The organism is Streptomyces sp. NPDC102278 (genome assembly GCF_044766345.1).
In the GTDB taxonomy this organism is placed as follows: Bacteria; Actinomycetota; Actinomycetes; order Streptomycetales; family Streptomycetaceae; genus Streptomyces.
Genome location: NZ_JBIWLV010000007.1, coordinates 219338 through 242302 on the forward strand (window position 1 = coordinate 219338; position 22965 = coordinate 242302).

General features: G+C 75.4%; 19 protein-coding genes. 6 read left to right on the top strand and 13 right to left on the bottom strand.

Going from position 1 to position 22965, the window contains the following annotated elements; translation table 11 throughout:
* The 3 genes from ACIRO3_RS19510 to ACIRO3_RS19520 all read right to left on the bottom strand — a co-directional run bounded on the left by ACIRO3_RS19510 (window position 1) and on the right by ACIRO3_RS19520 (window position 4401).
* Window positions 1-1845 (bottom strand): caspase domain-containing protein, encoded by a 1845-nt coding sequence (locus tag ACIRO3_RS19510; protein ID WP_404138216.1) that lies wholly within the window; start codon window positions 1843-1845, stop codon window positions 1-3.
* A 123-nt stretch (window positions 1846-1968) separates the two neighbouring features.
* A complete protein-coding gene (locus ACIRO3_RS19515; protein ID WP_361775921.1) occupies window positions 1969-2346 on the bottom strand; it encodes a VOC family protein in 378 nt (125 codons plus the stop codon).
* A gap of 48 nt (window positions 2347-2394) precedes the next feature.
* A complete protein-coding gene (locus ACIRO3_RS19520) occupies window positions 2395-4401 on the bottom strand; it encodes an ABC transporter ATP-binding protein (RefSeq protein WP_404138219.1) in 2007 nt (668 codons plus the stop codon).
* 140 nt (window positions 4402-4541) lie between these two features.
* Between ACIRO3_RS19520 and ACIRO3_RS19525 the strand changes: the two genes are divergently transcribed.
* Window positions 4542-6569: an AMP-binding protein gene (locus tag ACIRO3_RS19525; protein WP_404138222.1), complete on the top strand. Its 2028-nt coding sequence runs from the start codon at window positions 4542-4544 to the stop codon at window positions 6567-6569.
* Here ACIRO3_RS19525 and ACIRO3_RS19530 read toward each other — a convergent pair.
* On the bottom strand, window positions 6529-8406 hold the full coding sequence (locus ACIRO3_RS19530; protein ID WP_404138224.1) for a GNAT family N-acetyltransferase: 1878 nt from the start codon (window positions 8404-8406) through the stop codon (window positions 6529-6531). The two genes, ACIRO3_RS19525 and ACIRO3_RS19530, sit on opposite strands and share 41 nt — an antisense overlap.
* A gap of 105 nt (window positions 8407-8511) precedes the next feature.
* Between ACIRO3_RS19530 and ACIRO3_RS19535 the strand changes: the two genes are divergently transcribed.
* Window positions 8512-8934, top strand: a complete 423-nt coding sequence (locus tag ACIRO3_RS19535; RefSeq protein ID WP_328929280.1) for a DUF350 domain-containing protein — start codon at window positions 8512-8514, stop codon at window positions 8932-8934.
* Window positions 8935-9465: 531 nt separating this feature from the next.
* Here the strand turns inward: ACIRO3_RS19535 and ACIRO3_RS19540 are convergent.
* From ACIRO3_RS19540 to ACIRO3_RS19560, 5 genes are all read right to left on the bottom strand, one after another.
* A complete protein-coding gene (locus ACIRO3_RS19540) occupies window positions 9466-10677 on the bottom strand; it encodes an acyltransferase (RefSeq protein ID WP_404138227.1) in 1212 nt (403 codons plus the stop codon).
* On the bottom strand, window positions 10674-11717 hold the full coding sequence (locus ACIRO3_RS19545) for an alpha/beta hydrolase (RefSeq protein WP_404138229.1): 1044 nt from the start codon (window positions 11715-11717) through the stop codon (window positions 10674-10676). Before ACIRO3_RS19545 ends, ACIRO3_RS19540 begins: the two co-directional genes overlap by 4 nt.
* Before the next feature lie 125 nt (window positions 11718-11842).
* A complete protein-coding gene (locus tag ACIRO3_RS19550) occupies window positions 11843-12523 on the bottom strand; it encodes a response regulator transcription factor (RefSeq protein WP_361775940.1) in 681 nt (226 codons plus the stop codon).
* On the bottom strand, window positions 12520-13842 hold the full coding sequence (locus ACIRO3_RS19555) for a sensor histidine kinase (RefSeq protein ID WP_404138232.1): 1323 nt from the start codon (window positions 13840-13842) through the stop codon (window positions 12520-12522). The genes ACIRO3_RS19550 and ACIRO3_RS19555 overlap by 4 nt, the downstream gene beginning before the upstream one ends.
* Window positions 13843-13983: 141 nt before the next feature.
* Window positions 13984-14526, bottom strand: coding sequence for a hypothetical protein (locus ACIRO3_RS19560; protein ID WP_365999790.1), 543 nt, complete (start codon window positions 14524-14526; stop codon window positions 13984-13986).
* Between the two features lie 169 nt (window positions 14527-14695).
* Between ACIRO3_RS19560 and ACIRO3_RS19565 the strand changes: the two genes are divergently transcribed.
* The gene (locus ACIRO3_RS19565; protein WP_404138236.1) at window positions 14696-14920 is read left to right on the top strand and encodes a hypothetical protein; all 225 of its coding nucleotides are present in this window, start codon (window positions 14696-14698) and stop codon (window positions 14918-14920) included.
* Between the two features lie 103 nt (window positions 14921-15023).
* On the top strand, window positions 15024-15437 hold the full coding sequence (locus tag ACIRO3_RS19570; protein ID WP_404138239.1) for a hypothetical protein: 414 nt from the start codon (window positions 15024-15026) through the stop codon (window positions 15435-15437).
* Here ACIRO3_RS19570 and ACIRO3_RS19575 read toward each other — a convergent pair.
* From ACIRO3_RS19575 to ACIRO3_RS19590, 4 genes are all read right to left on the bottom strand, one after another.
* Window positions 15374-16498: a hypothetical protein gene (locus ACIRO3_RS19575; protein ID WP_404138242.1), complete on the bottom strand. Its 1125-nt coding sequence runs from the start codon at window positions 16496-16498 to the stop codon at window positions 15374-15376. The genes ACIRO3_RS19570 and ACIRO3_RS19575 overlap by 64 nt on opposite strands.
* A 10-nt stretch (window positions 16499-16508) precedes the next feature.
* Entirely contained in the window at window positions 16509-18062 is a 1554-nt protein-coding gene (locus tag ACIRO3_RS19580) for an FAD-binding oxidoreductase (RefSeq protein WP_404138245.1), read from the bottom strand.
* A 124-nt stretch (window positions 18063-18186) separates the two neighbouring features.
* On the bottom strand, window positions 18187-18864 hold the full coding sequence (locus tag ACIRO3_RS19585) for a class I SAM-dependent DNA methyltransferase (protein WP_404138247.1): 678 nt from the start codon (window positions 18862-18864) through the stop codon (window positions 18187-18189).
* A 33-nt stretch (window positions 18865-18897) separates the two neighbouring features.
* Window positions 18898-20427, bottom strand: coding sequence for an IucA/IucC family protein (locus ACIRO3_RS19590; protein WP_404138508.1), 1530 nt, complete (start codon window positions 20425-20427; stop codon window positions 18898-18900).
* A 54-nt stretch (window positions 20428-20481) separates the two neighbouring features.
* Here ACIRO3_RS19590 and ACIRO3_RS19595 point away from each other — a divergent pair, with 54 nt between their 5' ends.
* Window positions 20482-22026 (top strand): IucA/IucC family protein, encoded by a 1545-nt coding sequence (locus ACIRO3_RS19595; RefSeq protein ID WP_404138250.1) that lies wholly within the window; start codon window positions 20482-20484, stop codon window positions 22024-22026.
* Window positions 22027-22155: 129 nt separating this feature from the next.
* Window positions 22156-22923, top strand: a complete 768-nt coding sequence (locus tag ACIRO3_RS19600; RefSeq protein ID WP_365999785.1) for a GntR family transcriptional regulator — start codon at window positions 22156-22158, stop codon at window positions 22921-22923.
* Window positions 22924-22965 lie beyond the last annotated feature (42 nt).

A 22965-nucleotide genomic window follows, 5' to 3' on the forward strand; every position in this document is an offset into this window, starting at 1 on the left:
CTACCCGGGGCCCGAGGTGCGCAAGGCCACCGTGCTCGCCGCCCACTGCCCCGCCCCGGCGGGCCGCGCGGCCACCATGTCCCGCGCACCGGGCGCGGCGAGGCGCAGCAGGGCCTCGGCCGGCGGACCCGCCGCGGACCGGTGGGACCCGGCGAGGGGGTCCCACCGGTCCAGGTGGAACGGCACCGTGTTCAGTTCCCCCTCGGCCACCACCAGCGTCAGCCAGTCCCGCGCGAACGCCCCCGGCCGGCCCGTCCGCGAGGCGGGCAGCACCATCCGGATCGGATCCCCGTCCAGCGCGTGCCCGGTCATCCCACCGCCGATGAACTGACCGGGGAAGAGCGTCGAACCGGCGCCGTAGCGGTCGTCCAGGTTGATCAGTACGCACCACAACGGCCGGGGACCGGTGTTGCGCAGCCGGACGGTCACCCAGGGCGCGCGCGGGCCGTCGTAGGCGAGGGCGATCTCGCCGTTCCCGTCGGGCCGCAGCGGCTCCTCCTCCCCCCAGGGGACCACCTCCACCCGAACCCGCCCGGCCAGCGGCGAGAGCCCCGCGTCCAGATCGCGGATCCGGTGCCAGTGCGTCAGCCGGGCCAGACAGTCGGTCAGCCGCGCCGCGCCGGCGGCGCCGGCCAGTGGCAGCGGATCCACGTACGGGGAACCGTCGCGCCGCAGCACGTGGGCCCGCGCGCCGCGCACCTCCACGCGGAACCAGACCCGAGCCGACCGGGCCTCCACCGAGTCGGCGACGACCGGCCGCAGCAGCGGCGACGGGGGCAGGGTGACGCCGTCCCCGTCGAGCACCACCGCGGCCGGGGGCAGTGCCAGGGCCGACAGGGTCACGGGCCGCACCGATCCGGGCTCGGGGGTCCAGCCGTCCGGATCGACCAGGGACCGGTCCGCGCGCACCGTCCGGACCCGTAGGACCCCCTCCGCCGCCGCGAACTCGGTGCCGGCCCCACCGGTCAGCCCGTGCACCCGCCCGCAGTCCACCTCCCAGCCCTGCGGCCCCTCCCGCAGCAGGTACGGGCTCGCTCCGGCGCCCCCGTCCGCGGGCCCGGACAGTACCGGCCGGTCCGCGAGTCCGCCCGGCTCGGCCGGGAACAGGACCGGCTGCTGCCCGGAAAGCACCCGCCGCACCCCCGCGTCGGCCGCGGCGAGCAACTCCCGGCCGGTGACCGAGGGCCGGGCCCCGCGCAACGCCTCCAGCAGGGCGTGGGAGAACACCCCGTGCACGACCGCCCCGCCCGGAGCGTCGAAGCGACGCTCGTGGGAGAGCTGCCCGATCCGGCTCGCCGCCAGCAGCAGGTGGCGCGGCCGGGTGTCGGGCCCGACCGCGTCCCGGGAGACCGGGGGCGGCTCCCAGCCGGGCAGGGGCGGGAGGTAGCGGACGGTCGTCCCGTCCGCACGGCTCGCGCCGCCGGAGAAGCAGCAGTCCAAGGCCGCCACCACGTGCCCGCCGCCCGTCGCCACCGAGTCGAGCAGGGGGCCCAGCCGCTTGTCCGGCAGCGGCCCGTCCGCGCACACCACCGCCTGGCACCGGCCGGTCGGCTCGATCCTCAGCTCCTGCGGGGTGCTCGCCCCGTACTCCGTGCCGTGCCCGCTGAACCAGAACAGCGCGGTGTCCCCGGGGCCGGCCTGCCCCAGGTGCGTGCGGACGGCCTCCTCCACCGCCGCGACCGTGGCCTCCCCGTTCAGCAGGGTCAGCGCCCGCAGCCGGCCCGGCGCCCGGCGTTCCAGCGCCGGGCCGGCCGCGGCGACGTCGTTCACACAGCCGCGCAGCCGCGCGCGGACCCCGATCCGGTACTCGTCGATGCCCACGAGCAGGGCGTAGACCGTCCCCATGCGCCCAGTCTTCCAGCGGACCGGTCCGGCGGGTGGCCGAAGTCCGGGCGAATCGGGGTCACTTCACGGCAAGGGTGGGGCGCGGCGTCGGGTCGGGTGCCCGGGGAGAGTCGCCGGCGGCGATCAGCCGGCGGCCGTACGGGGCTTCGTCTGCTGGACGGCCCAGCCGTTGCCGTCCGGGTCCGAGAAGTACACGAAGGACCCCCAGGGCATGTCCTGGACCTCCGTGACCTCCACGCCCCGTCCCCGCAGGTCGGCGTGGGCCGCCTCGATGTCGGCCACCACCACCTGCATGTTGTCCAAGGAGCCGGGGACCATCCGGGTGAGTCCCTTGCCCAGCGCGATCGAACAGGCCGATCCGGGCGGGGTCAGCTGGACGAAGCGGATCTCCTCGCTGACCGTGACGTCGTGGTCGGCGTGGAAGCCGATCTTCTCGTAGAAGGCCTTGGCCCGGTCGACATCGGTGACGGGGACGGCGACCAGCTCCAGCTTGATGTCCATCACGACCTCCACGATCGGCGGCGGCCCCGGACCGCGGGCCTTCCGGCATCATGCGCCCGGGGCGGCCGTCCCGCCGCCCGGCGCGACCGCGACCGCCCTGCCGGCCTCGGCCGCACCGCCGGCCCCGATGGACGCGGTGGGGCCGCCGGACCCGGTGTCGCCGGCGCCGCCGGTGTCCTCGGCGTCCCCGGTGTCCTCTGAGGCGAACTGGGTCCGGTACAGCTCCTCGTACCGCCCGCCCGCCGCCAGCAGCTCGGCGTGCGTACCCCGCTCCACGATCCGACCCTCCTCCACCACCAGGATCTGATCGGCGGCCTGCACGGTCGACAACCGGTGCGCGATCACCACGGCGGTCCGACCGGCCAGTGCTTCGGCGAGGGCCTCCTGGACCGCCGCCTCCGAGGTGGAGTCCAGGTGGGCAGTGGCCTCGTCGAGGATCACCACCCGCTGACGGGCCAGCAGCAGCCGGGCGATGGTCAGCCGCTGCCGTTCACCGCCCGAGAGCCGGTAGCCGCGTTCACCGACGACGGTGTCGAGGCCGTCGGGCAGCGAGGCGACGAGCCCGTCCAGTCGGGAGCGGCGCAGCGCCTCCCAGATCTCCTCCTCGGCGGCCTCGGGCCGGGCCAGCAGCAGGTTGGCCCGCACCGACTCGTGGAAGAGGTGGCCGTCCTGGGTGACCATGCCGAGGGTCGCCCGGATCGAGTCGGCCGTGAGGTCCCGTACGTCGATGCCGGCGAGCCGCACGGCGCCCGCGTCCGCGTCGTACAGGCGGGGCAGCAACTGCGCGATCGTCGACTTGCCGGCGCCGGAGGAACCGACCAGGGCGATCATCTGCCCGGGCTCCGCCCGGAACGACACCTCGTGGAGCACCTCGGTGCCGCCCCGGGCATCCAGGGTGGCGACCTCCTCCAGGGAGGCCAGCGAGACCCGCTCGGCGGAGGGGTACCCGAAGGACACCCGATCGAACTCCACCGCGACCGGGCCCTCCGGCACGCACACGGCGTCGGGCTTCTGCTCGATGAGGGGCTTCAGGTCGAGGATCTCGAAGACCCGCTCGAAGCTGACCATGGCACTCATGACCTCGACGCGGGCGCCGGCGAGCGCCGTCAGCGGGGAGTAGAGCCGGGTGAGCAGCAGGGCGAGGGCGACGACGGAGCCGGCCTCCAGGGTGCCGCGCAGCGCGTAGTACCCGCCGAGCCCGTAGACCAGCGCGAGGGCCAGGGCCGAGACCAAGGTGAGGGCGGTGATGAACGCGGACTGGGCCATCGCCGTGCGGACGCCGATGTCCCGCACCCGGGCCGCGCGGGCGGCGAACTCGGCGGATTCGTCGGCGGGCCGGCCGAACAGTTTGACGAGGGTGGCGCCGGGCGCGGAGAACCGTTCCGTCATCTGGGTGCCCATCGCGGCGTTGAGGGTCGACGCCTCGCGCTGCATGGCCGCCATGCGCGTGCCCATCCGACGGGCCGGCAGCACGAACACCGGGAGCAGGACCAGCGCCAGCAGGGTGATCTGCCAGGAGATGCTCAGCATCACGACGAGGGTCAGCAGCAGGGTGACGGTGTTGGACACCACCCCGGAGAGGGTGTTGCTGAAGGCCCGCTGGGCCCCGATCACGTCGTTGTTGAGGCGACTGACCAGGGCTCCGGTCCGGGTGCGGGTGAAGAAGGCGACCGGCATGCGCTGTACGTGGTCGAAGACCGCCGTCCGCAGGTCCAGGATCAACCCCTCGCCGAGGGTGGACGACAACTTGCGGGTCAACAGCCCGAGCCCCGCCTCGGCGACCGCGATCACCGCGATGAGCAGGGCGAGCCGGGTGACGCGGGCACTCTCCCCGCCCCCGACGATCGTGTCCACGACGCGGCTGGCGAGCAGGGGAGTGGCGACCGCGAGCAGCGCCGTGACGACGCTGAGCAGCAGGAAGAGGGTCAGCCCGCGGCGGTGCGGGCGGGCGAAGGCGGCGACTCGCCGCAGGCTCGCCCGGGAGAGCGGGCGACGGTCCTGCTGGGCGTTGATCGCGCTGTGGAGCGAGGTCCAGGCGGTGACTTCCATGTCCATGACGCGAACGTTATGACCTCAACCAAACTTGAGGTCAAGCCGTCGTCCTTCACGTGCCCTGGATGGGCGCCAACCTCCCCTCACACGAGGGACTTTGGAGACCCTCGTGCGTTGTCGGAGGGCGGTGGCATCATCGGGGGATGACGCAGGGATCAGAGTCCGTTCCGTCCGCCCGCCCCTCCCGCCCGGCAGCCGACAGCGTCCTCGACCACTTCGAACAGTGGGCCCGGGACACCCCGGACGCCCGCGCCGTCACCGCAGTCCCCGGCGCCCTCACGTACGGGGAACTCGACGTCCGGGCCAACCGGTTGGCCCGCCATCTCCTGGCCGCCGGTCTGCCGCCCGGCGGGCTCGTGGCCATCGGCACGGCCCGGCAGAGCGAGATCCTCGTCGCCCTGCTCGCCACCCTGAAGGCAGGCGGCACGTACGTCGTCCTCGACGTGGAGACCTCGGGCAGCGGACCGCGCCGGCTCGCCACCCTGGAACCCTTCGCCGTCCTCGCCCACGCCGCCCACCAGGCCCGCCTCGACGACGGCCGTGGCCTGCGGTTCATCCGCCTCGGCGCGGAAGCCGGCGCGATCAACCAGCGGTCCGGCGAACCTCCCGCCCGCTCCCGCGCCCGGGACGCGCTGCTCCAGTTCACCGGCGCGGCGGAGCCGCGCGCGGCGGCCCTCACCCACGCCCTGCTGCTCGCCGCCCACGAGGCCTGGAGCGCGGTGGCCCGGCCGACGCCCGAGGACCGGCACCTGATCACCAGCGGGTCCGACGTCACCCCCTTCACCACCGGCTGGACCCGGGCCCTGTGCTCGGGCGGCTCCCTCGTCCTCCCCGACCGGGGCCCGTGGACGCCCGACACCATCCGGGCGGCCGTCGGGGCCGAACGGGTCACCGTCGTGCACACCGATCCGGCGGGCGCGACCCGCCTGCTCCTGCCCGAACGCGAAACCCTCCTCGTCCCCCGCCCCGGGGTGCCCCTGCCCCGCCAGGACGACGACGCGGCGCGGTCGGTGCGCCTGCTCCACGTCACGGGCGACCGGCTCCACCTCGACCAACAGGCCGACTTCCAGGCCCGGTTGCGCCCCGGCGGTCGGGTGCTCAACGTCTACGGTTCCACCGAGACCGCCGGCATCGGCACCTGGTTCGAACTGTCCCAACTCCCCGGCCCGCTGGACGCGCCCGAGGAACTCTCCCTGCTCGGCACCCCGTTCCCCGGCTGCCGCGCCGAACTCCGGGAGGGGGAGCTGTACCTCGGTCCGCCCGACGGCGGCGACGCGGTCCCCACCGGCGACCTCGCCCGCGCGCGCCCCGACGGGCTGTGGGAGTTCCGGGGCCGGCTCCGGGACCGGATCCCCCTCGACGGCCGTCCCTTCGACCCCCACCCCCTGGAAGCCCTGATCCGCTCCCACGCACACATCGGCGCCGCCCTCGTGGCCGAGATCGAGGTCGGCGCGGGGGCGCGACGACTCGTCGCGTACATCAGCCCACCGCCCGGCGGGGGCACCTGGCTGCCGGGCGGCGACCTGCCCGACTCCGATCAACTCCGCGACCACCTGCGGGGGAAGGTGCCCGAGGAGCGGATCCCGCGCACGGTGGTCAGGCTGCGCGCCCTGCCGCGCAACCCGGCGGGGCAGGAGGACCGGACCGCCCTGCCGCGCCCGCCCCGGCTGACCGACCCGGCGACGCCGATCCGCAGGACGGGCGGCAAGTACGCGGCCCCGGCGGGCGGCACGGAGTGCCCGACCGGCTGCGCCACCGGCTGCGGAACTCTCGTTCTCGGCGTCATGGCGCTCATCTTCACCGATGTGCTCTGGCCCGGCTCGACCGAGCTCGGCGGCGTACCGGCCCCCTGGGCGCCCCTGTTCTTCATCCTCTACCTGTGCGAGTGCCTGGCCTTCGGCGCGGGCCTGATGTTCCTGTTCACCGGCCGTCCGAGGATGCGGGAACAGGGTCGCGGTGCGGGCATCACCACCGCCGCCCACCTGGCCGTGGTCTACCTGCTCGTCGCCTGGTGGCCCCAGGACAACCTCTACCGCCTGGCGGCCAAAGGCGACCTGCCCCGCCAGGCCGCCCTGGTCTACGCCTTCAACGTCCCCCTGATGATCGCCGCGGCGATCGTCGCCGCCTACGTCATCCGCAAACCCGCCTCGGCGTTCGACTTCGACGACTGAACCACATACCCGACCGTTCGGCCGACGCGGACCCGTCCGCGTCGGCGGCCCATCCGGGCCCGGACGGCGGCCCGTCGGGCGCGTCGAGACCCAGCGCCTTCCCGATCCCGCGTGCCTCGGCCCGCACCAGCGCCTCCGCCGCGTCCAGCGCCTCCCTGCCGTGCGCGGCCACCAACACGCCCAGCCACGGCGCCGGATCGCCGGCCCCGGTCGGGATCGCCGGAACGAACACCGCCCCGAGCGCCGCGCACCCGCGCGCCAGGTCCGCGCACAGTTCGTCCGCCTGCGCCACCGGCAGCCTGGCCCCCAACTCCACCCGGTCCACGATCCGTACGAGGTGCCCGGCGCCGCGCAGCGCGTCGAGCCGGGCCGCCACCATGAAGGCGGCCGACGGCCCGGTCAGCCGCAGATTGGTCTCGGTCGGCGCCAGCAGCCCCGCCCCGTCGACGACGAAGTCCACGTCGAACCAGCCCCGGTAGCCGGCCTCCGCCAACTCCCGACCCACCGCCGCCCCGAACCGCGACAGGGGCCCCCGCGCCGCCGCGGGCACCACCCCGGGGCCGACCGTCGCACCCCGGTAGCCCCCGCCGACGACGTCCATCACCGCCCCGCCGACCGTGTGGACCCGCCCCGCGCCGTCCACGAATCCGTCGTACGTCAGATCACCCGGGCCGTCCGCCCCCGCCGGACCGGACACGTACTCCTCCACCAGGAGCGGGCCGCGGGGCAGCCCGCGGACCAGCGCACGGACCCCGCCCGCGGCCCGCACCCGCTCGGGCGAGGCGTACGTGGTGCCCGACCCCCCCACGCCGTGCTCCGATTTCAGAACACTGCTCTCGCCGCGCGCCACCCGGGCCGACAGCAGCCGCACCGCCTGCCGGCGGCCCGCCGCCCGCCACTGCCCGGGCAACCTGATCCCCGGATGGCCCCCGGCCGCGAGGATCCGGCCGAACAGGGCGTGCGCCGCGGACTTGGACTCGTAGCGCAGGTCGCGGGCCCGCCACGGCCGCCCCGACAGCCGCCCGAAGGGTTCCGTCAGCCCCCACGGGACGAGCACCGGCGCGCCCCGCGTCAGCCGCGCGGCCAGCGCCGGCCGGGACCGTACGGCGTCCGACAGACCGGGACCCGCCTGCGCGAGCGCGTCGTACACCTCCACCTCCCCCCACTCCAACTGCCGTCCGACCAGGCGCGCCCAGCCCGCCGACACCGCGAGCGGCAGCACCAGCGCGGCCGGCCGCGGACCGTAGAAGGCGGCCAGGCAGGCGTAGTGGTGCGCGGCCCGCTGCTCCCGGTCCAGCGAGGGGTCGCCGAACTGCGCGTTGAACTCGGCGACATTGCCCACGTGCACCGAAGGCCCCCCGCCCGTCCACGCCCGCGCCCAGTCCGCGAGCGGGACGGGCGCCACCTCGAAGCGGACCAGCCCCCGCGGGGCCCCCGGCCCGGGCACCGCGCCCATCGCCCGGTAGAACCCGGCCGCGTGCGGATCGGAGTCGATCAGCAGCCGGCGCGCACCCAGGGCGACGGCCCGGCGCAGCACGTCCCGGTACAACAGGCGCCCGACGCCCCGACCGATGACCGCCGGATCCACGAAGAGCAGACCGAGCCGCGACGTGGGGCCGGCGGCATCCCCCTCCAGCGAGGCGAGCCCCCGCACCGTCCCGTCCGCGTCCTCGGCGACGACGATCCGCCGGGTCCCGACCTCGTCCGCCCGGACCCGCAGCTCCTCGGCGCAGCCGGCCAGGAACCCCTCGTCGTACCCCCAGTACGCCTTGGACCGCAGCACCAGCGCGGACAGCTCCCCGGCCTCGTCGGCCCGCGCCGCCCTGAGCTTTGCCACTTCCTGACCTCCCCATGGTCCGCCGCCGGGGCGTGCGATAGATTCGGCCACCCACACGGCGGGACACGCCCTCCCCTTCCTACCCACCCGGAGACAGGCTTCTCAATGAGCGACATCATCAATGGACTTGGTCGCACCAGTGCGTTCGGCGCCCTCGGCCTGGTCCTGCTGATCCTCGGCATCGTCCTGGTGGACGTGCTGACGCCCGGGAAGCTCCCCAAGCAGATCTGGGAGGAGCGCAACCGCAACGCCGCGCTCCTGCTCAGCTCCGCGCTCCTCGGCATCGGCGGGATCGTCTTCACCTCGATCTGGACGACGTACGACGACTTCGGCAAGGGCCTGCTGTCCACCGCCGCGTTCGGCGTGCTCGGACTGGTCCTGATGGCCGTGGCCTTCCTGGTGCTGGACCTGGTGACCCCGGGCAAGCTCGGCGCCATCGTCGTCGACCCGGAGCCGCACCCGGCCGTCTGGGTCACGGCCTCCTGCAACCTCGCCGTGGCGGCGATCGTCGCCGCCTCGATCGCCTGACGCGCACGCCCGCACGCTCGGCCCGGCCCGGCCCACGGCCGGGCCGTCCGTCCATCCGACGGCCGGAAGCACCTGCCGGCCCTCCCGCACCGTCACGGGGATGCCGCCCGCGGCCTTCGACAGTCGCGCCTCGATCCGGCAGAGCCTCCCGCTCGCCTCGCCGAGCGCCCGCCGGCTGTACGGGCTCAGGTGCAGACCGACCCGGCCCGGACCGGCGCCGGCGTCCGCCCGGTGCGCCGCCTCCACCAACAGGCGAACCCGCGCCAGGTCCGTGACGCACAACGCGACCCGGCCCGGGGGTGATCGGTGACACGCGTCGCGTAGACGTCCGCGAAGGCCCCCCGCCCCTGATCGCCGACCGCCCGCGCGAGGCGCAGACCCTCGGGGGTGTTGGCCGGGGTGCCCTCGACCGACGTCGGCGGGGCCTGCGGCTCGCGCCGCTCCGACGCGGGACAGCCCCTCGCGCCGACACCGGATCGTCCGGGAACATGACCGGTTCCCTCCGCCCGGCCCGACATGATCCGGAACCACCTAGGCCAGCCCCAGCGCGAACACCGCGAAGCCCGCCGCCAGCAGGCCCGCCGCGGTCCGCCGCACCGCGGTCGCCCCGGTCCACGGTTCCTCGAACCGCCGGGCGTACCGGGCGATCCCCACCAACAGCGCGGCGAAGACCGGCAACCACGACGCCCGGGCCAGGAGCCACCCCACACTGTCCGGGGCGGTCGTCAGTCCGCCCGCCCCGCCGAGGAGGGAACCGGGCACGGCCGCCGCCAGCATCGCCGTCTGGTGCCAGCACAGGACCGTCATCGCGCACAGGTTCACGACGACGACCGGCGCCCACAGCGCCGGCCGGGCGAGGACCCGCGCCAGCCGGTCCCGCAGCAGGATCGCCGCCCCCGACTGGGCCGCCGCCAGGGCGAGCACGAGCAGCGACGGCGGGTGCGAGTTGGTCCGTGCCTCACCCGGCACGCCCACCATCGACGCCGGGTAGTGGAACACCGTCAGCAGCGCCGCGAACACCGCGGACCCGCCGACGAGCAGCAGCCACGCCCCGCGCCGGTCGACGCGCCGCTCGCCCCAGGACACCCCCAACTGGTACGCGAACAGCCAGCCCGGCAGGATGTTCACCAGGGCCACCCAGGACGGCACCGAGTCCGCGAGCGGCCCGTAGCGCAGGAAGTCCACCACCGCCACCGACCCGAACAACGGGGCCGCCGCCCAGCCTCCGAGCCGGCGCGCCGCCCGCACGCAGTACGGGGTCAGCGCGGTGACCACCACGTACACGCCCACGAACCACAGCGGCTGGACCACCAACGTCGCCCCGGTCCGCAGCGTCGTCTCCGGCACCCCGGCCGCGTACGCCACCGGCGCGGCCAACGCCCACACCGCGGTGACCCCGAGCACCGGCCGCCCCAGCCTGACGATCCGCCCCCTCAGCCACGCCACGGTCGAGCCTTCGCGACGCCGGAACGACAGCACCGACGCGTACCCGCCCACCAGGAAGAAGACGCCGAGCATCTGCAGCACCCAACTGGCCGGGGCCAGGCCGCCGAACGTCGCCAGCGGACTCGCGTTGTGCAGCGCGCCCTCGCCGTCGAGGGTCAGACCGCCCAGCATCCAGTGCCCGATCGGCACGGCGAGCAGGGCCAGGGCGCGCAGCCCGTCGATCGCCCGATCCCGGTGGGCGGGGGTGCGCGCCTCGATCCGGTGCGCCGTCGCCCGCAGCGAGGTCGTCACGCTCATCGGGCCACCCCGTCCGCGATCGACGCGAAGGCCGCCAACGAGCGGGTGCCCGGGGCGAAGTACCCGGTGTGACCCCGTACGTCGCCGGCGGGGATCCGGCGGGCGCCGAACGCCGGGGACGTCGGGTCGGCGCCGTGTCCGATGCCGGCGACCTCCACGTTCGGTACGTCCGCGATCCAGTCGGAGGGGCCGCGCGCCGCCCAGACCCGCGCCGTCGTGCCCAGCCCGGCGGCCGTCCCCGCCCGCATCCCCGGGGAACCGAACACGACGACGTCGCTCGCGTCCGTGTGCCGGGCCGCGAGCCCGCACACCACCGAGCCGTAGCTGTGGCAGAACAGCACCGGGTCCGGCGCGCCCACCGCGTCCAACCCGGCGGTGAACCGGGCGAGCCGGACCGCCCCGACCTCCGCCAGCCGCCCGTCGGCCGCGTCCAGCCCCACCCCCACCGGGGTGGTGTACCCGGTCCACGCCACGACGGCCGTGTCCCCGGCCGCCGCCGCGCGCAGCGCCCGCGCCATCCCGGCGGGGCCGGTGTGCGGCGTGCGCCGCGCGTCGTACGCGGTCGCGTCGTTGTCGGAGCCCGGCACGATCACCGACACGTGCGCCGCGTGCTCCAGATCCCCGAACACCTCCGCGACCTGACCCCGGCCGCGCGGGTCGAAGGCCAGGATGCGGCGGCCGGGTCCCGCCAGGGAGGCGAACCGGGCGTCGCCCGTCGCGAGGACCGCCAGCCGGTTGGCCTCGTACCTCAGAGGGAGCGGAGCACCCTCCAGATTGCCCACCACCAGGGGGTGGCGGACCAAGAGCCGCCGCCGCCCGGCCTCGTCCAGCCCGGCGAAGAACGCCGCGACCTCCCGGGGCGGGGCGCCCGCCGGGTCGGGCAACCGCCGGCCGGACACGCTGTCGGCCCGCCAGGCGTCGGCGCCCGGCGGCGGGCCGGTGACCGCCCGCTGGCTGTCCGCCGAAGCCCATCCCGCGGTCCCCGCGACCACGGCCACCGCGACGGCGGCGGTGACCAGTGTCCTTCCGAAGCGGCGCATGCCCCTTCTCCTCTCCTCGTGACGAGGAGGAAGGTAGGAAGGAGGTACCGGCCGGCACGTCCGACCGTGGAGCCAACTCCGATGTCATACCCCGGTAGGGGGTGGAGGAGAGGCGTCGCCCGCGATCAGGCGCCGGCGCCGGGACGCACCAGCCCAGCCTCGTAGGCGAAGATCACGGCCTGGGCCCGGTCCCGGAGGTCCAGTTTGGACAGCACCTTGCCGATGTGCGTCTTCACCGTCTGCTCCGCCAGCACCAGATGCCCGGCGATCTCCTGGTTCGACAGCCCGCGCGCGATGAGCTCCAACACCTCGGTCTCACGCGGGGTCAGCCCGGTCAGCCGCAGCGCCGGATCCTTGCGCGGCGCCGGCCGCCGCCGGACGAAGTCGGCGATCAATCGCCGCGTCACCGACGGGGCCAGCAGCGCCTCGCCCGAGGCGACCACCCGGACCGCCGCGATCAGGTCGGCCGGCGGGGCGTCCTTCAGCAGGAACCCGGACGCGCCGGCGCGCAGCGCCTCGTAGACGTAGTCGTCGATGTCGAAGGTGGTCAGCATCAGCACCTTCGGGCGGTGCACCACGCCCCGCGGCGGATCGAGGAGCTCGCGGGCGGCCGTCAGCCCGTCCATCTCCGGCATCCGCACGTCCATCAGCACCACGTCGGGGTGCACCGTCCGCGAGACGCGCACACCCTCCCGGCCGTCGGGAGCCTCGCCCACCACATCGATGTCGGCCTGCGCGGAGAGCAGCGCGGCGAACCCCGCCCGCACCATGGCCTGGTCGTCGACGATGATCACGCGGATGGTCAACTCGGTTCCTCGGCTGTCTCGTTCAGGGGCAGGCGGGCGGCGACCCGAAAGCCACCGTCCGGGAGCGGGCCGGTGTCCAGCGTGCCGCCCGTCAACCGTACGCGCTCCCGCATCCCCACCAGGCCGTGCCCCGTCCCCGAGGTCTCCAGGGCCGGCCCGGCCCCGGGGGCGGGGCCGTTGACCACCAGGACGAGCAGCTCGTCCGTGTGGAGGGTCACCGAGACGTGGGCCCGCGCGCCCGGAGCGTGCCGCACCACATTGGCCAGGGCCTCCTGCACGATCCGGTACGCCGACAGGTCCACCGCCGGGGGCGCGGCCTCGGCGGCGCCCGCGGCCAGGGACAACCGCACCGGCTGCCCGGCCCGCACGGTCGCCTCCACCAACTGCTGGAGCCTGTCGATGCCGGGCTGCGGGGCCCGCTCCCCGCCCGGTCCGTCGCCGTTCCCGCGCAGCACCGTCAGCAGCCGGCGCATCTCGCCCAGCGACTCGCGGGCGCTCGCCGCGATCGCCTCGAACTCCTCACGCACCGGGTCCGCCATGCCGGGCAGCCGGTACGGCGCGGAGTCGGCCTGCACCGTGATCACCGACATGTGGTGGGCCACCACGTCGTGCAACTCCCTCGCGATGCGGGCCCGTTCCTCCAGCAGGGTGCGGCGGGCCCGTTCGGCCTCGCTGATGCCCTGCTGTTCGACGATGCGCTGTTGCGCGTCCCCGAGGCCGCGCAGCGCACCCGTCAGCGCCAGGACGGCGCCGGCGAGGATGAACAGGAGCGCGGTGGTGGTGGTCACCCCGTCGGGCCGGAGCAGCTCGAGGGCCCCTCCGACCGCGCCGGTCACCAGCCACACCGCGACCAGGTTCCGGACGGACTCGCGCAGTCCCAGGCAGACCATCGACACCAGATAGCCGACGATGACCATCGGCGGCCACGGCCAACCCTGCCCGGCCAGCCCGTCGGCGTGGGTCAGCACCACCGCACCCACGACGTCGGCGCTCAACACGATGCCCCAGGCGGGCAGCGGCCGGGTCACGGCGAGCAGCAGCGGCACGGTCTGTGCCACGCCGAGGGCGCCGGCCCAGCCGCCGCCGGCCCCGTAGACGTTGATCAACACGGCGATCGTCACCGGCATCAGCGACAGCACGAAGACGGCCACGACGACGTGGGGCAGTATCCGCTGCCAGGCCTTGGGCGCCCGCGCGAACAGCGGCTCGCCGGCGCGGGCGGGCGTCCGCAGCACCACCGCGAATCGGGGCGGCACCGCACGGCCGGACGGGGCGGGGACCGGTTCGGGGACCGTCGCCCCGGGCGTCGTCTCGCTCATGATCGCCCCACCCTACGGGCCCGGGGCCGCTCCGGCCGCGCAGCCCGGTTCCACGAGCGGCTCCTCCAGGGCGGCGAGGGCCGGACGCCAACGCCTGACCCGCGCTTCAGGGTCAAGCCCGCCGGCCGCGAGGGCGCCCCCTCAGCCCTGCCAGGTCGTGCGGCGCACCACCGTGTCCGAGCGGGAGACGGGCGTCGCGCCGGCGTGCGCGGACAGCGCGCGGCGCATGTCGGCCAGGGCGGGCTGTTCGGAGGTCAGCGGGTGTTGGAACTCGTACTGGAGGTCGGTGTGCAGGATCACCCACACCACCCGCCGCTGTCTGTCCCCGGACTTGCGCATGTCCTCCCAGTTCGTCACGTGGACGGTCACCGTTCCCACCACGATCTCGCGGATCTCCGGCCAGGACGCCCGGAACCGGCCGAAGCGAACCCCGTCGCCGTCCGCGCGGAAGGCCGGAACGAACGCGGCGCGCACGCTGAACAGCAGTCCCACGGCCCCGAACAGCAGGCACAGGACCGCCCAGCCCCAGAAGAAGACGGTGGCGAACAGGGACTCCTGCTCCCAGGGCGTCCAGGCCCAGAACGTCCCCACCCCCAACGCCCCGGCGAGGAGCGAGGCGAGGATCATGCTCCCCGGGCCGTCCTCATGGATCTCGTACGGTCGTCCCCCCGCGGGCACGGTCATGACCCACCCCCCTGTCGTGTGTAGCGCCATGATGCCCACGCCCCACCCCGGGCACACCGGTCGGTTCCGGCCCCTCGGGCGCCGCGGCCGCGCCGGGAAAACCGCTGCGGGTGCTGCTCGCCTTCGGCGGCGGGGATCCGGCGGTCCCCGGACGAAACTCGCGCGGGCCGTGACCGCCCCGCCGGCCACTCCGTTGGCGCCGGCCCGCACCGCCGGAATCGTCTTGAACCTGCTGACGGTGCGGGTGCCGGGGGTGGTGACGGAAGGGGCCGCGTTCGTCGGCGACAGCGCCTCCCCGGTCGCCCTGTTCGCCCTGGCCCTGCACCTCGGGGGAGCGGGGCCGACCCTCCGCGGCACCACCCGCGAGGAACTGCTGCAGACCGTCGCCTCGTGACCGCACGACACGCGGACGCCGTGCGCACACGTGCGCGCCGCTGCCCGGCTGATCCGGCGTCCCGCGCTCGTTCCCCCGGGCGGGTGCCGCTCGTTCACCCCGCATGGAGCCCCTGCCCCCCATCGCGGCGCCGGGCGTCGCCGAACGCGCCGACGCCGCGGCCGATGCCGCCTGCCACCTCTACGACGCCGTCGCGCCCTGGGGCGCCGGCCAACCGGGAGGATGGAGCCGGGCCGCCGCCGAGGACGCCGCCGAAGCCATCGAGACCACCGCGCACGCCCTGGCCTTCAGCCGGCCGGGCGCCGAGGTCGTCCTGGCACCGGTGCACACGGCCCTCGCCGAACTGCGCCGCCGGCTGGAACTGTCGCCCGCCGACGCGTTGACCGCCGAGGGGGTGCCGGCCACGCCGCGTACGGTCGGCAACCCGCGCCGGACCCGCTGGGTCCGGGTGCCTCACCCGACCCGGGAGCCGGCGACGGCGGTGTTGAACAAGGCCCTGACCTCCTTGCCGAAGTAGGAGCTGTACGAGACGTCGGGCGTGTCCCCGCCCGTCTTCCAGCCGCCGATCACCCCGATCACGTCCCCGGTCCTGCTCTTCGCGTCGTAACGCGCCAGGAACGGGCCGCCGCTGGTCCCACCGGGATAGCCGGTGCAGGCGATGCGCAGGAAGGAGCCGGGGATGCGCGCGTCACCGCTCGTGAACTTCGTGGTCCGGTTGACGCACACCCGGGGGCGGGCGGCCGACGACGGGTGGCCGATCAGGGTGACCCGGGGGTGCGCGAAGGGGCCGCCGGTGAGCAGCCGGTTCCCGCCGACCACGTCCTGGACGCGGCGCCCCTTGGGGCCGGGTCCGACCTGTGCGAAGGCCACGTCGAGGGTGGCCGCCCGGTTGGCGCCCTGGCTGCGGTAGCGCGGGTGGATCCACACCTTCGAGCGGCCCCTGGTGTCGCGCAGCACGGGGAACATGCCGTACGGCCGGGGGTTTCCGGCCGTGTAGCGCGGTACGAAGGCCACCTTGCGGGTGTCGGAGCCGAGCAGGCAGTGCGCCGCGCTGAGCACCAGGTTGCGGCCGGGCGAGGCGACCACGCTGGCCGTGCAGAAGTACGCGCCGGCGCCCTTCATGACGAACATCCTGCCGACGACCGGGATGCCGTCGAAGTTCGCGCCGGTGCCGGGGCCCGCCAGAGCGGCGCCGATGGTGTCCCCGGCCCGGTCGGACTCGGCGGACGGCGAGGGGACGGGGGCGGCCGGGCCCGCCGGCGCGGTCACCGGGGTGACGGTGGCGGAGTCGGCGTCGGTGGCCGGGGCCGGGGCGGGGGCCGGGCTCGGGGCGCCGGACGGTACGGCCGGGGCGGCCACGTCGGACGGTACGACCGCGTCGGCCGGAGCGCCGGCGCCGGACGGCGCGAGTGGCGCCGGCGTCGCGGAGGCCATCCGGTCGGCGGTCCAGAAGGACTGCGCCTCCCGGACCGACCACCGGCCGACGGCCCGCGCGGTGCCGGCCTCGGCGACCGGCAGCGGGCCGCCGAGCAGCGCCAACGCGGTCGCGGCCGCCGCCATGGTCAAGGTGCGTCGCATGCGGGGCTCCCTAGATCGCTTGGGGGAAGCGGAACAACCGGTTCGGGTCATGGGCGCGGCGGACCTCCTGGAGGCGGGCGAGGTTCGTCCCGTAGTAGGCCGTGCGCCAGTTCGCGAGTTTCGGGTCGACGTAGTTCTGGTACGCGCGGCCGCTCGCCCAGGGGCGCAGGTCCTGCCAGAGCCCGTCGAGCCAGCCCTGGTGCCGGGCCACCTCGTCGGGCGACGCGGACTCGGGCCAGTAGGCGAGGTACTGGGAGAGGAACGCGCTGTCGCGGTGCACGAAGGCGGTGTCGGAGGGCCCCGGCCGGTTCATGGCGCCCCCGCACTCCCCGAGGAACTGGACGACCCCCCGTCCGCCGGCCGGCGTCGCCCGCGCGTGGCCGCGCACGGCGGCCAACACCGCCCGGACGGCCGCCTCCGGCAGCCCGGCGCCGGTCCAGAAGTCCGAGCGGGCCGCGTACGAGGCCCGGCCGATCACCCCGCGCGGGTCGTGCCCGGGCAGGGCGCCCGGCAGCCGGCACCGGGCGGCGGCCCGCTCCTCACAGCCGGCCATGGCCCGCAGGGTGTCCCCGTACCCCCGTACGACGAGGTGACGCTCCCGGGGCTCGCGACCGACCAGGTCGGACAGCCGGGTCAACTGCCGTTCCAGTTCCCCCCGCCCGTCGAAGCACAGCACCTTGACGGACGGAACGGACTCCGCACCGGACTCGATCACGAACTCCACGTGGCTCCAGAACGGGTCCGCCAGCCCGCCCGTCCAGCGCTGCCAGCCGCTCAGCACCGCCGCGGACTCGGCGCCCGACCAGTGCAGTTCGGCGAAGGCCGCGTCCCCGACCGGGTGGGTGCGGAACCGGAGCTCCGTCACGACACCGAAGTTCCCGCCCCCGCCGCCGCGCAGCGCCCAGAAGAGATCGGGATCGTGTCCCGCGTCGACCTCGCGGACGATCCCGTCGGCGGTGACGACCCGGGCGCCGGTCAGCGCGTCCGAGGTGGTCCCGTGCACCCGTGAGGCGAGGCCCATGCCCCCGCCGAGCGCGAGTCCGGCGATCCCGACCGAGGGACACAGGCCGGTAGGGATGCCCCGACCGCGTGCGGCGAGCGTGTCGTTGACCTCGCCGAGGCGGGCGCCGGCCCCGATCCGCACCCCGTCCCCCTCGACCGAAACCTCGGCCATCCGTCCGACGTCGACCACGAGCCCGCCGTCGCCGCCGGACCAGCCCGCGTAGCCGTGGCCACCGCCGCGCGGCACCACCGGCACGGCCGAGCGGCGGGCGAAGTCCAGGCAGGCGGCCACGTCCGCGGCGTGCGCGGGGTACGCCACCGCGGCCGGCGCGAGGGTGTCGTACCGGGGCTGGAAGAGCCGGCGCGCCTCGGGATAGTCCCGGTCGCCCGGCATGACGATCCGCCCGTCCAGGGACCGGGCGAGCGCGGCGAAGTCGGGGCCGCGTACGGGACGTCGGGACGGACGGCGGACGGGGTCCGAGGGACCCCGCGCGGTCGCCCCGAGCGTGGCCAGGACTGCGGCGGCCGCGCTTGCGAGGACCAGACGGCGGTGCGGGCTCATCCCCCCTTCCTGCCATCGGCCGGCCGGTTCGGGGCGAAGGCGGGACCACAAACGCCGAGTTGCCCCCCGAACGGCCCAGGAACCCGATCCTCCGCGTTCCCCCCGCCCGGCCGGACGCCTCGGTTCACGCGGACGCGGGCGCGTCCGGACCGGGTTTGCGGGCCAGCAGGAAACCCTGGGGGGAACGTTCCCCGTCGTCCGGTGCGCGGACCAACCGGGCCACCTCGGTCAGGCCGGCCCCGGTCAGCAGCGCGGCCACGCGCTCCGGCGGGGTGCCGTACACGTCGAGGTCGACGGGGTGCCCGTACGCCCGCTCCAGCCGGGCCCGGTACTCCCCGGCCTTGAACGCGATCAGCAGGTGGCCGCCCGGCGCGAGCACCCGCGCGCACTCGGCGAACGTCGGCGGCAGCTCCTGCGGCGGGGTGTGCACGGTGGAGTACCAGAGCAGCACCCCGCCCAGGACCCCGTCGGCCACGTCCAGCGCCGCCATGGAACCCACCTCGAACCGCAGCCCCGGATGGGTGCGACGGGCCACCGCCACCATCGCCGGGGAGAGGTCGACACCGAAGGCCCGTACGCCGAGACCGGTCAGGTGCGCCGTGACCCGGCCCGGACCACAACCGAGGTCCGCGACGGCGCGGCCCGGGCCGCCGGCATCGCCCCGCACGCATTCGGCGAAGGCGGCCAGCATCGCGCGGTCCAGCGGCTTGCGGGCCAACTCCGACTCCAGGAGCCGGGCGTAGTCGACGGCGACGGCGTCATAGGACACCCGCACGGAATGCAGGTACGAGGAGGCGTTCATGCCCCTGGACAGTAGCCCGCGCGGGGGCCCGGCTCACCCCTCGGACAGCGGATGGGGAAGGTCCGCCCACTGGTCGCCCGGTGTGCCGGGACTGAGCCGCATCAGCGTGAGCGCCTTGACCGGCAACGGCCCGGACCGCAGGGCCTCGGTGTCGGCCGTGGCGGGGAGGTCCGCCAAACGCTCCAAGGCCTCGCCCAGGGCCGGGGCCGATCCCGCCGTGGCCGCGAGGGCCCCGGCCGCCAGCGAGCCGAACAGTTTGCGCCGCAGCACCGTCACGTCGGCGGTGATCAATCGTCCCGACACGGGCGGCACCGCGAGCCCGTGCCGGGCCAACCGGGCCGGACTGATCCGGATGTCGGCCAGGTCCCGGTAGACCAGCCGCAGTGGGGACCCGGTGGGGGAGAGGACGACCAGCAGATTCTGGCCGTGGGCCTCCAGGGCCACCCCGAGGTCCAGGACCTCCAGGCACACCGACAGGGCCAGCCGCGCGAAGTCGGCCCGCCAGGCCGGCGAGGCGGCGAGCGGGGTGCCCGCGAGGGCCGCCACCGGTACGACCCGCTCGCCGGGGCCCGCGTACGCCTCCGGGGGCTCGCGGAAGACGGCCGCCAGGTCCGGGCTGTGCGCGGTCGCGGCGGCCAGGGTGCGCGTGACGTGCAGGCGTCCGCCGAGCCGGTCGGACAGGGAGTGCGCGAAGGCGGACACGGCGGCGGCCGTCTCGATCGAATAGCCGGAGATGTCCCGCACCGAGGAGGTGAGCCGGGTGCTCAGGGAGGTCTTCACGTGGGGCCCGCCCCCGACCGGGGCGAGCGTGCGCAGGGACATCAGCGGATGAGCCGTCTGCGCGGGACCGCCGCCGCGCGCGCCGCCCTGCTTCAGGACGTGCTCCGCCTGCCACGGGTGCACCGGGATCAGGAGCCGGCCCCCGTCCCGCAGCTCGGCCGGCCAGTCCCCGGTGACCAGGCACTCCTCGGCCGGAACGGAGACCGCCCCGAGCGTCACGAGCGGCCGGTGCTCGGGCGCGTACGCCAACTGCTCCGCCACCGAGAAGCCGGGTCGGGAGCGACAGTTGGGGTGGTAGGGGTGGCCGTCGACCACCCGCTGTTCCCACTCCCAGCCCGTCCGCGGGGCCCCGTCGCGCGCGGGCTCGGGTTGCCCCGCCCGGGACAGCGCCAGCGAGGCCGTGCTGTCGTCCAGTTCGGCGGCGAACGCCGCCCCGTGCGCCACGCCGAGCGCGGCCACCAGACGCGCGGCCCGCCGGTACACCCGGCCGTCGAGGCGGACCTCGGTGACGTAGGACCGGGTGGCGTAGGGATCGGCGGGAGGCCCCTCCAGCCGTCCGCCCGCGGCGGTGAAGAGCACCAGCGAATCGGGCCCGGACTCCCGCCGCACCACCCAGGGCAGCGGCTCGAAGGCCAGCGCCCGCCAGAGCCGGGTCAGCACGGCCGCCCGCGCGCCTTCCAGCTCGGCGGCGTACGCGGCCACGAGGTCGGGCCGTACGTCGGCCAGCTCGGCGGCGACGGTCTCCTCGGCCGGGGGGACGGGGGCGTGCGTGCTGCGGTCCAGGGTCCTGGTCCTCTCTCATAATTGGTTCACCTGATGATCGGTGATGATCACCGAATGGATCGAATGGAACCAGTGGACCTCAACGCCGCAGCCGACGCCCTCGCAGCCGCCCCGCTGCTGAACTGCCTGCTGCGGGAAGCCGCGGATCCCACAGGTGAGACGGGTGTCCACCGGCTGCGCGGCAGCGGGAGGCTGTTGCGGGTGGCGGGCGGGCGCAGGCCGGAGCGGCCGGAACTGCTCATCGGGAACGGCCGGCATCCGCTCGGGCACGCGGAACTGGTCAAGCTCGTCTCGGACGAGCTGCGCCTGTACACGGGCGTGACCAACGACGAACTGCCGACGGAGGTCACCGACAGTCGGGACGCCGTCGCCGCGCTGCTGGCCGCCCGGGCCGGGGCCGAGCCCCCGCAGGACCCCTACGTCCGGTCCGAACAGGCGCTGGTGATGGGCCATCCGCACCACCCGGCCCCCAAATCGCGGGGCGGCGCGCCCGCCGCGAGCTGGCTGCCGTACGCGCCCGAGGCGCACGCCCGTTTCCCGCTGGTCCTGCTCGGCCTGCGGGAGGACCAAGCGGTCGAGGAGGGCGCGCCGGACGCCTCCGAGGCGATTGACTCGCTCGCGGAACTCCTCGACGGCCCGCGCCCGCCCGCCGGGTACCGGCTGCTGCCGGCGCACCCGTGGCAGCTGGACCTGGTCGGCGGCCTGCCCGAGGTGCGCGAGGCCTTCGCCGACGGGCGGCTGCTGCGGCTCGGTCCGACCCGGCGACCGGTCTGGCCGACCGCCTCGATCCGGACCGTGTACGCGCCCGACCCGAGCGCCGACCTGTTCGTCAAGTTCAGCCTCGACGTCCGCATCACCAACGACGTCCGCCGGCTGTGGCGCGGCGACCTGCTCAAGCTGAGGCGCGCCGACTCCGCCGTGGAGGCGGGGTTCGCGGAGCTGCGTCGCGCGGGCTCGCGCGCCGTCTGGCTGGCCGACCGGGGATACCGCACCGCGGGGTTCGCCTTCGAGGAACTGGCCGTCCTGGTCCGCGACGGACTGCGCGGACAGGGACTGCCGGGCGCCGATCCGCTGCTGGCCGCCGCGCTCGCGGAGGGCTTCCCGGGCAGCCCGTTGACGACCACGTCCGACCCGGCCGGATGGTGGCGGGCGTACCTGGGGCACGTCGTGCCCCCCGTGCTGGAGTTGTTCGCCCGGCGGGGGATCGTGCTGGAGGCCCATCTGCAGAACTGCCTGGTGGCGGTCGACGGACGGGGCACGCCGGTGCAGGCGTTCTTCCGCGACGCGGAGGGCGTGAAACTCCCGGGGGAGCTGTCGCGGGAGGCCGGTTGGCAGCGGCTCTTGTACTGCCTGGTGGTCAACCACCTGGCCGAGGTGGGCGGGGCGCTGGCCGAGGCGCACCCGTCCGTGGTCGGCCAGGTGTGGCCCGCCGTCCGGGAGGAGTTCCGCCGTTGCGGGGCGGCGACCGGGCTCGCGGAGATCGGGGAACTGCTGAGCGCCCGGTCGCTGCCGGCCAAGACGAACCTGCTGCTGAGGTGGACCCGGGCGGACGGCGCGGACGCGCGCTACCTGCCGCTGCCGAACCCGCTGAGGGGGTAGCGGGCGGGGCGTGGCATTCCGGCCAAGGTGGTGCCGGTCGTGCCCTCTTCTGGTGCTGAAAGGTATAGACCAATGCTACGTTGGTCGAGCAGACCGCGCAGTCCTTGACCACCCGTCAGAGGAGTAGCCATGCCCTCCCCTTCGCGGGGCGGCGCCCCGGCCGCCATGCCCAAGTATCAGCGGATCGCCGAAGCCCTACGGCAGGAACTCGACCGCACCGCGCACACCCCCGGTGCCAGACTGCCCTCCGAACGCAGCCTCGCCGCCCGCTACCAGGTCAACCGGCAGACCATTCGAGCCGCCCTCCAGCACCTGCGGGCGGACGGGCTGATCGTCACCGGCCGGCGCGGCACCCGGCCCGCCGCGGCGACCGCCCCCGCCCCGGCGGCGGACCCGGCCCCGGCCGCCGGTGTCGTGCCCGCCCGGTCCGGCGTCGTGCCCGCCCGGTGTTGGGTCACGTTCGTCAGCCTGGCACCGACCCACGCCGCGCTGCTCGGCATGAAGGGCGGTGAACACACCCTCGTGCACCACCGCCGCGAACGGGACCCGGCGGGGGAGACCCTCCAGCACGCGGTCACCTACCTCAGCCCGGTCGTGGTGGCCGCCACCCCCGAACTGTCCGCCCTGTGCCGGCGCACCGCCGTCCGCGACGAGGACCTCGGACCCCTGCACCGCTGGCTCGACCGCGCGACGGCGGCCGGTCGGGTCGCCGAGACCATCACGATGACCCGCACCAGCCACCCGTCGACCTCCGTCACCGTCAGCGGGCTGAGCGTCCGCCGCACCCTCCACGACGGCGCCGGCCGGCTGCTCGCCGTCACGGACCTGGCCTTCCCCACCTGGGACCGGCTGACCTTCCACCGGGACCGGGCCGCGGACGGATTCCGCGTCAGCTGACGGCGGCGCGCCACGCGCCCCGCCGGCCGGCCCCGCCGCCAC

Coding starts and splice junctions, on each gene's coding strand:
- ACIRO3_RS19540 (WP_404138227.1), bottom strand. CDS start 10,677: ATGAGCGTGACGACCTCGCTGCGGGCGACGGCGCACCGGATCGAGGCG.
- ACIRO3_RS19555 (WP_404138232.1), bottom strand. CDS start 13,842: ATGAGCGAGACGACGCCCGGGGCGACGGTCCCCGAACCGGTCCCCGCC.
- ACIRO3_RS19600 (WP_365999785.1), top strand. CDS start 22,156: ATGCCCTCCCCTTCGCGGGGCGGCGCCCCGGCCGCCATGCCCAAGTAT.
- ACIRO3_RS19510 (WP_404138216.1), bottom strand. CDS start 1,845: ATGGGGACGGTCTACGCCCTGCTCGTGGGCATCGACGAGTACCGGATC.
- ACIRO3_RS19570 (WP_404138239.1), top strand. CDS start 15,024: ATGGAGCCCCTGCCCCCCATCGCGGCGCCGGGCGTCGCCGAACGCGCC.
- ACIRO3_RS19545 (WP_404138229.1), bottom strand. CDS start 11,717: ATGCGCCGCTTCGGAAGGACACTGGTCACCGCCGCCGTCGCGGTGGCC.
- ACIRO3_RS19585 (WP_404138247.1), bottom strand. CDS start 18,864: ATGAACGCCTCCTCGTACCTGCATTCCGTGCGGGTGTCCTATGACGCC.
- ACIRO3_RS19520 (WP_404138219.1), bottom strand. CDS start 4,401: ATGGACATGGAAGTCACCGCCTGGACCTCGCTCCACAGCGCGATCAAC.
- ACIRO3_RS19535 (WP_328929280.1), top strand. CDS start 8,512: ATGAGCGACATCATCAATGGACTTGGTCGCACCAGTGCGTTCGGCGCC.
- ACIRO3_RS19595 (WP_404138250.1), top strand. CDS start 20,482: ATGGATCGAATGGAACCAGTGGACCTCAACGCCGCAGCCGACGCCCTC.
- ACIRO3_RS19560 (WP_365999790.1), bottom strand. CDS start 14,526: ATGACCGTGCCCGCGGGGGGACGACCGTACGAGATCCATGAGGACGGC.
- ACIRO3_RS19575 (WP_404138242.1), bottom strand. CDS start 16,498: ATGCGACGCACCTTGACCATGGCGGCGGCCGCGACCGCGTTGGCGCTG.
- ACIRO3_RS19525 (WP_404138222.1), top strand. CDS start 4,542: ATGACGCAGGGATCAGAGTCCGTTCCGTCCGCCCGCCCCTCCCGCCCG.
- ACIRO3_RS19580 (WP_404138245.1), bottom strand. CDS start 18,062: ATGAGCCCGCACCGCCGTCTGGTCCTCGCAAGCGCGGCCGCCGCAGTC.
- ACIRO3_RS19515 (WP_361775921.1), bottom strand. CDS start 2,346: ATGGACATCAAGCTGGAGCTGGTCGCCGTCCCCGTCACCGATGTCGAC.